The sequence below is a fragment of the Acinetobacter sp. YH12072 genome, from assembly GCF_013419565.1.
Classification (GTDB): domain Bacteria; phylum Pseudomonadota; class Gammaproteobacteria; order Pseudomonadales; family Moraxellaceae; genus Acinetobacter.
In genome coordinates, this window is record NZ_VOZV01000007.1 from 21275 (window position 1) to 35056 (window position 13782).

Genomic DNA, 13782 nt, shown 5'->3' on the forward strand with positions numbered 1-13782 from the left:
TGTTAAAGGTGTTGTTGTAGGTGTTCGATAAATTGCTGAATCAAAGTTTCATTGCGGGAGAAATATGACCACTGTCCATGCTTGGTCGCAGTAATCAGGCCAGCCTGCTGTAATACCGACAGGTGATTGGACATGGTGGACTGTGAAACCTGGCCCAAACGTTCAATTTGACCTGCACAGACCCCACGTTGAAAGCCACCACACTCTTCCGCAGACAGATATTGCTCCGGAGATTTTAACCACTCCAGAATTTGTCGACGGGTCGGATTGGCTAAGGCTTTAAAAATTAGATCAAGGTCCATAGGCACATCACAATCAGTGGCGCAACGAAACTTCATTCAGCGTCTGTGATCATTATATCGTATTTTTTCGATTTATATATCGAATAATTTAGATATAAGAGTCACAGTCTGTTAAAGCTTTGTTACGCCAGCTTTTAAACGATTTCTTACAGGCCCTGTTTCAGGCTTGCTTCGATAAATTTGTCCAGATCACCGTCCAGAACTGCGCCAGTATTGGAATTTTCCACTCCTGTACGCAAATCCTTAATACGTGAATCATCGAGAACATAAGAACGGATCTGGCTACCCCAGCCAATATCGGACTTAGAATCTTCCAATGCCTGTGCAGCTTCATTACGTTTATTCATTTCCAGCTCATACAGCTTGGCACGCAACTGCTTCCAAGCATGGTCACGGTTGGCATGTTGTGAACGCTGGTTCTGACACGCCACCACGATACCAGTTGGAATGTGGGTTAAACGCACGGCAGAGTCAGTTTTGTTAATGTGCTGACCACCCGCGCCTGACGCACGGTAGGTATCGGTACGGACATCTGAAGGATTGATTTCAATTTCGATATTGTCATCTACTTCAGGTGAGACAAACACGGCAGAAAATGACGTATGACGACGGTTGCCCGAGTCAAATGGTGATTTACGCACTAAACGGTGTACACCAGATTCGGTACGCAACCAGCCATAAGCATACTCACCTTCGACACGAATCGTCGCAGATTTAATCCCGGCAACATCCCCATCAGATTCTTCCATCAGTTCAGCTTTAAAACCATGACGTTCGATCCAGCGCATGTACATACGTAGCAGCATAGATGCCCAGTCCTGTGCTTCGGTACCGCCGGAACCTGCCTGAATTTCCACATAGCAAGGGTTTGGATCCATCGGATTGCTGAACATACGACGGAACTCAAGCTTCGCCAGTCCTTCTTCAGCCGCATTCAGCTCAGCCTGCACATCTTCCAGCATGGTCTCTTCATCTGCTTCAACCGCAAGGTCAAGCATTGCTTGGGCATCTTCAAGCTGGGTCGTTAAGCCGTCCAGTACATTAAGTACATTTTCAAGCTCACCTTTTTCTTTGGCCATGGCCTGAGCACGACTCTGGTCATTCCAGATCGCCGGGTCTTCTAATTCACGCAGGACTTCTTCTAAACGCTCTTTTTTCAGATCGTAGTCAAAGATACCCCCGTAGTGTTTGACCACGTTCGTTTAAGTCTTTTAATTGGTTTAGATACGGATTAATTTCCACGTGAATTACTCTCAATCAAAATTAGGTATAAATTCTTAGGTCAATATTATATCACAGTCTATTTCGCCAATTTATAGCGATAAATCCATCTTTAAAGCTAAGCAAGAAAATGTCACTAGCACATTTTTTAATTACAAAATTTGTCAGCCCGATAAAATAGCTAAATATTATTTTTAATACTTTCTCATTCTATTCTTAAATATATTTCGCTGTATTTTTATACTCAGTTTTTGATTCATTTTAAAACCCTAAAAACCCTACAAAATAAGATAAAAAATAGCATTTTCAATACATTCCACAATATCTACACACTTTTAATAAAACAAAACATTTCATTTTTAGTTTTTGAATTCAATTAGTTATTAAATGAAAATTACATAATATTACCTTACTCACAATGTAGTAACTTTCCTTTGATTGACGATTATTGGAATTGGTCTAGACTTAAAGTTGTAACAAAAAGTGTATTAATTTTAGCCATATTTTTCAGAGGGGAGTATCCGCATGAAAAAACTAGCAATCGCTTCAGCATTACTTTCAGCCGTAGCTCTTACAGGTACAGCAGCTCATGCTTATCAAGTAGAAGTGGGTGCATCTGCAGGCCTAACAGACCCGGATAATGGTAGCTCAAGCGGCTCTTTTGGTGTTGATGGCACATACTACTTTAATCCAGTTCAAACACGTAATGCGCCATTGGCCGAAGCAGCTTTCCTTGATCGTGCAAGTAATGTGAAAGCTCAATATCAATATGATGATTACGACTCTTCAGAACGTCACCGTTATGGTGTAGGTGCTGAATACTTCGTACCAAACTCAGATTTTTATTTGAGTGGTAGCGTAGGTCGTGATGATTCTAAATACGACTATGCACCTGATTTTGACGAAACCGTTTATAGTGCTGAAGTCGGTTATTTACCTGCACCAGGTCTGTTAATTGCAGCAGGTGTGAAAGGTTATGACAATGACTATGATGACGGTGTAGATCCAACTTTACGTGCTAAATATGTGACTACCTTAAGCAATGGTAAAGATATTAACCTTGAAGCTGGCGCTGCCTTTGGCGACCTGGATGAGTACAACTTAAAAGCTGACTACTTCATCGACAAAACTTTAAGTGTTGGTGCTGATTATCAAAGCAAAGATAATGGCCCATATGACTCAAATGAATTTGGTGTAAGTGCACGTAAATTCTTTAATGAACAAGTGAGCTTGGAAGGCCGTGTAGGTTTTGGTGAAATTGGTAACCAAGACTACAACAAATTTGGTCTAGCTGCGAAATACCGCTTCTAATCCAAACTAAGAAATTTCATTATAAAAAACCCATCTTCGGATGGGTTTTTTATTGCACTTTAAACAAGCATTTAGGTAGTTTTTGCACATTGACGGGGCGATTATTATCTGTACAATTTGTTACAACTGTTAATAAAACAGCCATATTTTATAACAAAGAGAGAAAATCTAAATGTTTAAGAAACTTGCTCTTGCTACAGCACTTCTTGCTAGCCTAGGAACTGCACATGCTTACCAAGCTGAACTTAATGTAGGGTATGAAAACACTGATATCGATAACCTTGGGGATCTAGATACATTTTTCATCAATGGAAAATATTATTTAAATGATGTTCAAGTTAAGAACTCTCCACTTGCAGAAGCGGCTTTCCTAAATAAAGCAAGCAATATTGGCTTAGGTTATGCAAATGCAAGCGGTGATGGCGATGAAGATATTGATGTGTTTGGTGTAAGTGGTGAGTTTTATATTCCAAATACTCAATTTTATGTAAGCGGTACTATTAACCAAGTTGATTTTGCAGGTGACGATAATACCGGTTATGCGCTTGAAGTAGGTTACCTACCAGTTACTGGCTTGTTGCTAGCAGTAGGTGCCGCAAATGAAAGCGTAGACCCAGTTCAAGTGGCAAACTATGGTTTCACCGCAAATCTTTCAAATGCACTTACTGTAGGTGATGACACTGCATTATCTTTACGTGCCAAATACGTGACTCAAATTGGCAATCATTTCACCAATTTTGAAGGTTTAACTTATATTGGTGATGAAACAACCTATCGCTTAGCTGCTGATCTTTATATCGATCCAACTCTCAGTGTAGGTCTATCTATTGCTGATTCTACTGCAGATGGTTCAGATACACTGTTCGGTATTAAAGCTCAAAAATTCTTTACGCCAACTATTGCAGCAGGTGTAAATTACCACACAACTGACGGTATTGACTCGTTTGGTATCAATGGTACTTTCCGCTTCTAATCTCTCCGATTAGAAGTCAAAAAAACCGCTCAATTGGGCGGTTTTTTTATTTGAATAATTTATTGTTCCAGATGAGCAATTCGCATTTGCAGGCTGACATTGCCATTAAAGACATTTTTATCCAGTTCATAGACCAGACGTACATGCTGCTTCATCGGATCAAACTTGTATTTATCGATGGCACTAAAGGCAATCGCATCAACAACCTGTCCATTCTCTAAGGCAACACGTAATTTCAGATGTACATCCTTGAGCCAGCGGTAATCCAGAATCTTAAAGATGCCTTCAAAAATCGGTTGAGGAAACTTTTGTCCCCATGGACTTAAGTTTTGCAGTAAATCGACCGTTTCAATTTGGAAAGCTGATGCCGGTAGTTCCCCATCAGTCCACAGCGTAGCGGTAAATAGGCTTTCATCCATCTGTGCAATCAGCTGTTCAAAGACCTGTTTAAATTCAACAAAATGCTGCTTTTTAATGGTTAGTCCCGCTGCGGCCGCGTGCCCACCAAAATGGCTGACCAGATGCGGATACTGCTCTGCTATCCGTTCAATACTATCCCGGATATGAATCCCTTCAATGGAACGTGCTGAACCTTTGATATGAATCCCATCTTCATCTGCTGCGAACACAATACTTGGACGATGGAACTGTTCTTTTAAACGCCCCGCCACAATCCCGATCACACCCTGATGCCAGTGCTGTTCAAACATGATCAGCGCGGCTGGCAAAGTATTCTCATCCAGCTGGATTTTTTCCAGTTCAGTCAAAGCTTCTTGCTTGATTTTGCCTTCTACCTGACGACGTTCGACATTGAGTTTATTCAGCTGTTCTGCGAGTGGATAAGCGGTTGCCAGATCCGGAGCAAGCAAACACTCGATCCCGATATCCATGGTTTCCATACGACCCGCTGCATTAATGCGTGGGCCAAGCACAAAACCCAGATCCTGCGCTTTGAGCGTAGCTGCATCACGACCAGCAATCTCTAGCAAGGCACTGATGCCAGGTCGGCAAAGATGATGTTGAATCCGTTTTAAGCCGGCATCCACCAGAATACGGTTGTTATAGTCCAGACTTGCGACATCTGCATAAGTACCTAAAGCGACCAGATCCAGATAATTGGTAATAACCGTTGAAGATTTACCCAACTTTTTACGATGAGTCGATAGATTTGCCAGAACATAAAAAGCTACCCCTACACCTGCCAAAGCCTTACTTGGAAAATCACAACCCAGCTGATTGGGATTGACCACAGCCTCTGCTGCAGGTGTAGGCTTGGTAGTTAAGTGGTGATCGGTAATAATCACCTGCATACCATGATCTTGCGCCTGTTTCACGCCTTCATGACTGGAAATCCCGTTATCCACCGTGATTAAGAGATCCGGCGTAAAATTGGCAAAAGCCAGATCCGCAATCGCAGGTGTCAGGCCATAACCATACTTAAACCGGTCAGGAACCAGATAGTCGACATGAGCACCCATATCACGCAGAGCAAGTACCATCAGTGTGGTACTGGTCGCCCCATCAGCATCATAGTCACCGACAATTACGATTTTCTGGCCGGCATCTATAGCCTGATCAATCAGCTGGACCGCTTCCGTTAAACCTTTCATGGTCGGAGCCAGCAGATGCTTGAGTTTCAGCTCCAGCTCCTGTTCAGATTCCACGCCACGGCGTGCCAGAATGTTAGCTACAAATGAAGGCACGCCCTGAAAAGATTCAGGGCGTGTCAGTAAAGGTCTTTGCTTGATTTCAAGTTTAGGCATTGTTATGGCATCAATCGTTGTAGTTTCCACGCCCCATCGATTTTTTCATAACTCAGGCGGTCATGTAAACGGTTTGGACGGCCCTGCCAGAATTCATAATAATCTGGCTGCAAACGATAGCCGCCCCAGAATCCCGGCTTATCCAGCTCTTCCTGATTAGCGACCTGCTGATGCAGATCCCAGAAACGTTGCTGTAGTTCTTCACGACTCGCAACCACACCACTTTGCGGAGTACTGATATGAGCAGCGATCTGACTTTCACGTGGACGTTTATGATAATAATCAGTCGATTCTTCTTCCGAAATTTTAACTACCTTACCGCTAATCCGGATCTGACGTTCCTGTTCCTGCCAGTAAAACAGCAGTTCAGCATACGGGTTTTCGGCCAGATCCAGACCTTTTTGACTATCATAATTGGTATAGAAATCATACCCTGCTTCAGTCGCACCACGCAGCAACACTGTGCGCACATGCGGACGACCTTGTGCATTTGCGGTTGCCAATGACATGGCATAAGGTTCATGCAGCTGTGCAGCAAGTGCATGGTTAAACCACTGCAAAAACTGCATATGCGGATTGGGATTGACCTGATCTTCATGTAGCTCGCCTTTTTGGTAGTTCAGACGCAGTTCACTCAGATCCTTAATCAGATCGCTCATTCACTCTTCCCCCATTTAAGCGGCGTTGGCACGTACCGCATCAGCCAATGAATTTGCCAGTGTGGTCACTTCAGCAAGATCCTCGCCTTCCACCATGACACGGATCACCGGTTCAGTCCCTGATTTACGGATCAGTAAACGGCCACGACCTTTGAGCTGCTCTTCAGCTTTGTTAAATTCTGCAGTCAAAGCAGGCACTGAGTACGGGTCAAACATGGTATTCAGACGTACATTCACCAACACATTCGGCAATAATTTAAAGTCAGCCACTAACTCGTGCAGTGCTTTCTTCTGCTCGACCATCACGGTTAAGACTTGCAGCGCAGCAATAATCGCATCGCCTGTAGTGCTCTTGTCTAAAGTCAGGATATGACCTGATGGCTCGCCACCAATCGACCAGCCTTTTTCTTCCAGACCTTGCAGTACATAACGATCACCGACTTTAGCGCGCAACAATTCTACTCCGGCTTTTTCGAGGGCCAGTTCTAGTGCCATATTGCTCATCAAGGTACCAACAATCCCAGCTGGCTTATTTTTTGCCTGAGTCGCGAGGATATACAGAATATGATCACCAGTAATTTGCTCACCGTTTTTATCGACCATAATCACGCGGTCAGCATCACCATCAAAGGCTATGCCTAAATCAGCACCATGCTCAACCACTGCTTTTTGCAGATTTTCCGGATGAGTCGAACCACAGTTCTCATTGATATTCAGACCGGTCGGTTCATCATAGATGGAAATGACTTTAGCACCCAGCTCACGGAAAACCGCAGGACCTACGCTATAGGCTGCACCATTGGCACAGTCAACGACAATGGTTAAATCATTCAGGTCTAAATGGTATGGGAAAGTCGACTTACAGAATTCAATATAACGGCCATTGGCATCTTTCACACGGAAACTTTTACCCAAGTTCGCGTTATCTTCGATCACCAGTTCTTTTTCCAGTTCCTGGTTGATCTCATCCTGCAAAGCATCAGGCAGTTTTTTGCCTTCACTCGAAAAAAATTTAATCCCGTTATCGAAATACGGATTGTGTGATGCAGAAATGACAATACCGAGACTGGCATGCAAAGCACGGGTTAAATGGGCAATAGCCGGCGTTGGCAACGGTCCAAGCAGATGCACATAAACACCTGCCGCATTGAGTCCTGCCTGTAGCGCAGATTCCAGAATATAACCCGATAAACGGGTATCTTTACCCAGTACTACCAATGGTTTGTTTTTTTTGCTATTTCGTTTTAATACTTTTCCTGCCGCAAAACCTAATTTCAGGGCAAATTCAGGTGTAATTGGTAACTCACCAAATTTTCCACGAATACCATCGGTACCAAAATAACTCATGCTTTGTCTCACTTCTTAGCGGGTGATTTACATCATCCTTTTTCATTGTGCAACACTGTACACCAAAACAAAAAAGCCGTCATGAGGATGACGGCTTTTTTAGAGTAAACAATCAGCGAAAGTTAGCCCATACGGTAGTTTGGCGCTTCTTTGGTGATGGTTACATCATGCACGTGAGACTCAGACATACCGGCAGATGTGATTTTCACAAACTTGGCATTTTGACGAAGATCATCAATCGTTGCAGAACCGGTATAGCCCATAGAAGAACGCAGACCGCCCATCATCTGATGCACGATATTGCCCATTGGGCCTTTGTACGGTACGCGACCTTCAATACCTTCAGGAACCAGTTTTTCAGCACCGGCTTTAGAATCCTGGAAGTAACGGTCAGCAGAACCAGTTGCACCGGCCATCGCACCCAAAGAACCCATACCACGGTAAGCCTTGTAGTAACGGCCCTGGAAGAATTCAACTTCGCCCGGTGCTTCTTCAGTACCGGCCATCAGTGAACCCACCATGATGGTACTTGCACCAGCGCCAATCGCTTTTGCCATATCTCCAGAGAAACGGATACCACCATCAGCAATCAATGGAATCTGTTCTTTCAATGCACGTGCAACAGAATCAATTGCAGAGATTTGTGGCATACCAATACCAGCCACAATACGAGTTGTACAGATTGAGCCAGGACCGATCCCCACTTTTACGGCGTCCGCACCCGCATCAAGCAAGGCAAGCGCAGCATCACCAGTGGCGATGTTACCGCCAATCACTTGAACTTGCGGGTAGTTCTGTTTGACCCAGCGTACACGCTCGATCACACCCGCAGAGTGACCATGTGCAGTGTCCACAACGATCACATCTACACCAGCATCAACCAGTGCTTCTACACGGCTTGGTGTTTCAGCACCCGTACCGACTGCTGCACCTACACGTAGACGACCTAGATCATCTTTACAGCTATTTGGATAAAGTTCCGCTTTACGGAAATCAGTTACCGTGATCAAGCCTTTTAATTCATTGTTTTCGCCAACAACGATCACTTTTTCAATACGGTTTTTTTGCAATAAGGCCTGAATGTTTTCTTTCGATTCGCCTTCACGCACAGTCACCAGACGGTCTTGGCCAGTCATGATATTGCTAACCGGCTGTTCCAGATTGGTTTCAAAACGTGTATCACGACCTGTCACGATACCAACCACTTTACCGTCTTTAACCACGGGTACGCCACTGATGTTATTCGCTTGAGTTACAGCGATCAGTTCACGTACTGTAGTTTCTGGGGTAACTGTGATCGGATCTTTCACCATACCGGCTTCAAATTTTTTCACACGGCGTACTTCTGCGGCCTGGGCAGCAATATCCATGTTCTTGTGCAGAATACCGATACCGCCATTTTGTGCCATCGCAATTGCCATACGTGACTCAGTCACAGTATCCATAGCTGCTGAAACAAGTGGGATATTCAGGTTAATGCCGCGAGTCAGGCGTGTCTTTAGAGAGACATCTTTTGGGAGAACAGTAGAGTAGGCAGGGAGTAATAGGACATCATCGAAGGTTAACGCGTCTTGAACGATGGTCAACATAACAGTCTCACTGGTAATTTCCGTGCGCTATTATAAACAAATTTAGCTCTAAATTTCATTGCAATTGCAAAATTTATTTTGTCTAAATCTGGACTTAGATTTAATCCGAATATCTAAACCTGTAAATTTGACTATTCAATCAACAATTTAAATATGCCAGAGTAGTCATCATATTTATTTGCTTTACAAAATCCCTTACTAATTTTTTCTCCCATAAAAAAAGCAGAGTCCATACCCTGCTTTTTAAATCTTGAGTTTGAATTTAGCTCACCCGTTCGAAATTATCATCATTTTCGGCTTCATCCGGCTCAATCTGGATGAATGGAATCATATTGTGTGCCATCCGTGCTTTATTGCACTGGGCATCAGCGATCTGCACTTCTTTACAGGATGAGCTACGTAGCTCGTACATGCCGCAACTCACCTGCTCGCCAATCTTGCCTTCTAGCGCAACACAGCGCGGATTTTTCTGATTGGTTCCCGCCATGCATGAATAGACCGAGGTGACAGGCTCAGTATAGTGCTCAGGCATGGGAATCCCCTCTGCCCAATAAAATGAAACCCTGAAATAGGCGCAACATGCGCCACAACTTAAACATGCATCTTGTGTAGGAACTTGAGACAACATTTCTTATAAATTCTCGTCATCAAAAACAGTTTTTTTGCCGGCGGAAAATATAAAAAATGTTGTTTTTCTACTCAAGAAAAAATTTAAAATTTTCTTGAACTATTCAGGACAAGTAAAAACAGTTTCATCCATTAAATCAGTGCCACATTCCAGTGTTTCAATCCAGTCCAGAAACTGGTTAATCTGTTCTTTACCCACAAATGGTGTTCCATGTTGTGGCACAATCATGTCTACATCCATGGTACGTACCATCTGTACCCATAAACGAATCACCTTGTTATTGCACATATAGCGCTGGTGAAATCCTTTCATTTTCGGAATGTGCGCTGCAAAATTTTCCAGTGGCTTTGAAGCATCCTCGACCATTGACGCCCCCATATCACCAGAAAACAGGATCTTGGCAATCGGGTCATAAAACTGGAAATTACCGACTGAATGTAAAAAGTGCGCTGGAATAGCAATAATGCTGGATTGACCGAGTGGAATGATCTGACCATGATCCGGCAATTCAACCAGACGATCCAGCCAGTTACCTTTCATACGGTCACTCATAAAGGCTGAATTCAGATGCGGCAAGAAACGCGCCCAGAGCTTGGAAGCTACGACTTTGGCTTCGGTATAGACCAGCCAGCGCGGCATGGACGTAATAATGTCCGGATCCTGATGCGATGCCATCACATAATCCAGATTGCTTAACCGGGTATAGCGGTTCAGTTCCATGGTCAACGGTACATAAGTTAAATCACCGCCCGGATCAAGTACTGCAGCACGCTCATTGTCTAAAATCAGAAATTGGTTTGCCTGGACACCTTCACCTTTAACGAGACTGGTAAAACTAATACATTTATGTGTCCCATTATCAAACAAGACTTGCGATGTGGTGCGCTCGAAGGCCATCAGTAATCCCCAATTTTTTTCGTTTAGGATGGTTTTTCTATAGGCATATAACATATAGGGAATTAAATGAACTTACAATCAATAAAACTGGATATATAACTTTATTTATCAGCAAATTGAGCACAATTTCACAATAAAAAATCCCGAGTTTTTAGCTCAGGATTTATACGAAATTGATTTTTATTTTTAAAATAAATAATGTTGTGCCAAGGTGCCGACACCGATGATCAAGAAAATACTGGCGCCAATTTTATGAATCAGGCCGATTGGAAGTTTATTCGCCAGTTTATCACCGATAAATACCGCAGGTGCGTTGGCAATCATCATTCCGACGGTAGTACCCATCATCACCCAAAGCACACTGTCAAAACGTGCTGCCAGTGCCACTGTCGCAATCTGGGTTTTATCGCCAATTTCAGCCAGGAAGAACAGCACAAAAGTCGCACCAAACACGCCGTACTTTTGCCATTTATTGATACTGTCGTTCTCATCCCCTAATTCATCCGGAATCAGCATCCAGATTGCCATCCCAATAAAACCGACTGACACGATCCACAGCAAAATTTCTGGCCCAATAACGGTAGTGACCCATTGCCCCAGGGCTGCTGAAAGACCATGGTTAATCAGGGTTGCCAGTAAAATTGCAATTAAAATCGGTGTCGGTTTGCGGAAACGTGCTGCAAGAAGCAAAGCCAGTAACTGGGTTTTATCACCCATTTCGGCAAGTGCAACGATGGCCGTGGAAAGCAGGAATTCGTACATGCGGTCTTTCTCTGGCTGGCATTTTCTACCGATGATTCACCCTTCCCGCCAGCCAAAATCTGCAGAATGGTAAATCAAAGGTCTTGCCAACAAAAGAAAGCTTCGAGAAGCTTATTTGGTTCTTTGCTATGATGACCATGCCCTGTTGAGCAAATATGTTGACCATCACCCTTCTGCTTTGCGCAAAAGGCGGCTACTCCCCAATGAAGTGCGCCCATTATAGCCAACCGTGTTTATATTTACAAATTGTCATATAAAAAAACCCTGCCGGAGCAGGGTTTTTATTTTCATACATTCATGAATCAGATCAAGAGTGTACGAATATCCTTTAACAGCTTGGTCAGCTTATTGGTAAAGCGTGCAGCATCGGCACCATTAATTACGCGATGGTCATAAGACAGTGACAGTGGCAGCATCAAACGTGGATCAAAGCCCTCCCCATTCCATACCGGTTGCATGGTCGCAGGAGAAATACCCAAGATCGCCACTTGCGGCCAGTTCACCAACGGCGTAAATGCTGTACCGCCAATTGAGCCCAAGCTGGTGATGGTGAAGTTCGCACCTTGCAGATCTTTAGGTGATAATTTCTTATCACGCGCTTTCTGGCTTAACTCACCGAGCTCAATAGCGATCTTCTTGATCGACTTCTGGTCCGGGTTACGTAATACAGGAACAGTCAGACCATCTGGCGTCGCAACCGCAATGCCCATATGGATCTCATTCCGTAGCAATACCGATTTACCGTCATCAGACAGGTGACCGGCAAACTCACGCTCTTCTTTGAGCAGATAAGCTACAGCCTTGATAATGAAAGCCATGATGGTCAGGCCAATACTTTCTTTTTTGAAGTTGCCTTTCAGCTCATTACGCCAAGCTTCCAGCTCAGTGATATCGGCTGCATCAAACTGGGTCACTTGTGGGATGTAGTTATTTAAAGATAACTGCGGAATCGAAACCTGTTGCAGACGCGTCAAGGCTTTCTCTTCTACCCCACCAAAAGCACTGAAATCAGGCAGTTTTGGTAAGCCAGCAGGAGCTGTAGCTGCCGCAGGTGCGGTTGTTGTTTGCGGTGCAGTCAGACGATCTTTCACATACGCAAACAGGTCTTCTTTCATTAGACGCTCATGCGGACCAGAAGCTTTCACTTCTGCCAATACCACACCCAGTTCACGAGCCAGTTTACGCACAGCAGGACCAGCATAAACTTTGGCATTGGCAGCGTTCTGCTCTTTGGTGAGCTTGTCTGCACTATGCGTTTCAGGTGTCGCAGCAGGTTCAGCTTTTGGAGCTGTGGCTGGTGCAGGCGTAGCTTTGACTGCAGGTGCTTCTGATTTTTCCGCTGGAGCTGCAGCAGGTGATGCTTGTCCTTCAGCTTTAATCGTAATCAGTGCCACACCTTCAGAAACACTCTGGCCCAGCTCAACATGAATCGCCTTAATCACTCCGGCAGTCGTGCTTGGCACTTCTACTGTCGCTTTATCCGATTCGACCACGATGATGCTCTGGTCTTTCTCCACCGTATCACCGACCTGTACCAGAATTTCTGCTACAGCAGCCTTGTCGACACCCAAGTCAGGTACTTTTACTTCAATATCGCCTGCAGGGGATGCCGCCTGTTGTGGTGCTGTTTCAGTTTTGGCTTCAGGTGTTGCTTGAGCTTTTGGCTTTTCTTCTGCTTGAGGCGCTGCTTGCTCAGCAGCTGGTGCTGAATCTGCAGTTTTCACTGTCAGAATCAGCACCCCCTCTTTGACTGAATCACCTTCCTGAATATGAATCGCTTCTACAGTACCTGCAACTGTACTTGGTACTTCAACTGTTGCTTTATCCGATTCAACCACGACCAGGCTTTGATCCACCTCAACTTCATCGCCAACCTGAACCAGAATTTCACCCACCAGGGCCTTTTCTACGCCAATATCCGGCAATTTCACTTCTACAGTAGATGTAGAAGCCGATTGAGAGGCCTGTTCACTTTGGCTAGAGGCTTTAGGCTGATGTGCCGCCACTTCCTGCAGGATTTCCTCATCAGGCAATTCAGTTGGAGTATTTTCCGAAGTTTTGTCAGCAGCATCAGCTTCCTGACTTTCTACCGTACTGGCATCATCTTCAGCCTGCAGTTCAATCAGGACAGTACCTTCAGATACTTCATCACCCTGATTAATCAGAATATTTTTGACCACACCTGCTGAAGTGCTTGGCACTTCAACAGAGGCTTTATCCGATTCCAGCAGCACAATACTCTCATCTACAGCAATGGTATCGCCCACCTTCACCAGGATTTCTGCCACAGTTGCCTTATCTACACCAATATCTGGAGTCGTAATTTGCAT

At 44.3% G+C, this 13782-nt stretch carries 12 protein-coding genes and 1 riboswitch; of the genes, 2 read left to right on the top strand and 10 right to left on the bottom strand.

Annotated features, from left to right (window positions below):
- Positions 1-2 precede the first annotated feature (2 nt).
- Together FTU19_RS04085 and prfB are read right to left on the bottom strand one after the other, a co-directional pair.
- Positions 3-302 (bottom strand): helix-turn-helix transcriptional regulator, encoded by a 300-nt coding sequence (locus FTU19_RS04085; protein WP_121979733.1) that lies wholly within the window; start codon positions 300-302, stop codon positions 3-5.
- 146 nt (positions 303-448) lie between these two features.
- A protein-coding gene (prfB, locus tag FTU19_RS04090) for a peptide chain release factor 2 (protein ID WP_166139482.1) occupies positions 449-1544 on the bottom strand; the annotation gives its coding sequence in 2 pieces (ribosomal slippage) (positions 449-1471 and positions 1473-1544; 1095 coding nt in all).
- A gap of 504 nt (positions 1545-2048) precedes the next feature.
- Between prfB and FTU19_RS04095 the strand changes: the two genes are divergently transcribed.
- A complete protein-coding gene (locus FTU19_RS04095; protein ID WP_180052517.1) occupies positions 2049-2834 on the top strand; it encodes a putative porin in 786 nt (261 codons plus the stop codon).
- 172 nt (positions 2835-3006) lie between these two features.
- Positions 3007-3807: a putative porin gene (locus FTU19_RS04100; protein WP_179991927.1), complete on the top strand. Its 801-nt coding sequence runs from the start codon at positions 3007-3009 to the stop codon at positions 3805-3807.
- A gap of 59 nt (positions 3808-3866) precedes the next feature.
- On the opposite strand, the gene recJ is transcribed toward FTU19_RS04100, so the two are convergent.
- The 8 genes from recJ to FTU19_RS04140 form a co-directional block, all read right to left on the bottom strand.
- Positions 3867-5570, bottom strand: coding sequence for a single-stranded-DNA-specific exonuclease RecJ (gene recJ / locus FTU19_RS04105; RefSeq protein ID WP_180052516.1), 1704 nt, complete (start codon positions 5568-5570; stop codon positions 3867-3869).
- 2 nt (positions 5571-5572) lie between these two features.
- On the bottom strand, positions 5573-6229 hold the full coding sequence (gene pdxH / locus FTU19_RS04110) for a pyridoxamine 5'-phosphate oxidase (RefSeq protein WP_180025271.1): 657 nt from the start codon (positions 6227-6229) through the stop codon (positions 5573-5575).
- 15 nt (positions 6230-6244) lie between these two features.
- Entirely contained in the window at positions 6245-7576 is a 1332-nt protein-coding gene (gene glmM / locus FTU19_RS04115) for a phosphoglucosamine mutase (protein WP_004781506.1), read from the bottom strand.
- A gap of 122 nt (positions 7577-7698) precedes the next feature.
- Positions 7699-9165, bottom strand: coding sequence for an IMP dehydrogenase (guaB, locus tag FTU19_RS04120; protein ID WP_034170242.1), 1467 nt, complete (start codon positions 9163-9165; stop codon positions 7699-7701).
- A 262-nt stretch (positions 9166-9427) separates the two neighbouring features.
- Complete coding sequence (locus tag FTU19_RS04125) at positions 9428-9793, bottom strand: YkgJ family cysteine cluster protein (RefSeq protein WP_166137458.1); 366 nt, start codon at positions 9791-9793, stop codon at positions 9428-9430.
- Between the two features lie 99 nt (positions 9794-9892).
- A complete protein-coding gene (locus FTU19_RS04130) occupies positions 9893-10690 on the bottom strand; it encodes an MBL fold metallo-hydrolase (RefSeq protein WP_159123793.1) in 798 nt (265 codons plus the stop codon).
- Between the two features lie 186 nt (positions 10691-10876).
- On the bottom strand, positions 10877-11452 hold the full coding sequence (locus FTU19_RS04135) for a TMEM165/GDT1 family protein (RefSeq protein ID WP_159123792.1): 576 nt from the start codon (positions 11450-11452) through the stop codon (positions 10877-10879).
- 73 nt (positions 11453-11525) lie between these two features.
- Positions 11526-11666, bottom strand: a riboswitch (yybP-ykoY riboswitch).
- Positions 11667-11754: 88 nt separating this feature from the next.
- Positions 11755-13782, bottom strand: coding sequence for a 2-oxo acid dehydrogenase subunit E2 (locus FTU19_RS04140; RefSeq protein WP_180052515.1), 2028 nt, complete (start codon positions 13780-13782; stop codon positions 11755-11757).